The organism is Mesorhizobium sp. M6A.T.Ce.TU.002.03.1.1, assembly GCF_003997275.1.
GTDB lineage: Bacteria > Pseudomonadota > Alphaproteobacteria > Rhizobiales > Rhizobiaceae > Mesorhizobium > Mesorhizobium mediterraneum.
Map to the genome: position 1 here is coordinate 1 of NZ_RZTI01000338.1, position 347 is coordinate 347.

Here is a 347-nt window from a genome sequence, read left to right on the forward strand (position 1 = left end):
TCCTTGACGATCGTCGCCAGTTGCTTGAGCGAAAACGGCTTGGGCAGAAAGCCGAAATGCGCATCTGCCGGGAGGTTTCTGGCGAATGCGTCCTCGGCGTAGCCGGACACGAAGACGAACTTGATGTCCGGCTGGCGCTTGCGCAATTCACCAAGCAGTGTCGGTCCGTCCATTTCCGGCATGACCACATCGGAAACGACGATATCGACCTTGCCGCCCAGCGCCTCGAACACTTCCAGCGCCTCGACGCCCGACGATGCCTCGTGCACGGTGTAGCCACGCGAGGTCAGCGCCCGCATGCCGCCCATGCGCACGGCATCCTCGTCCTCGACGAGCAGCACCGTGGC

The 347-nt window shown here is 63.1% G+C and carries 1 protein-coding gene; it reads right to left on the minus strand.

Features of this window, described 5'->3' with window-relative positions:
* Positions 1 to 347: response regulator (locus EOC93_RS33840; RefSeq protein ID WP_164759411.1), on the minus strand; the 347-nt coding region annotated here is incomplete at both ends.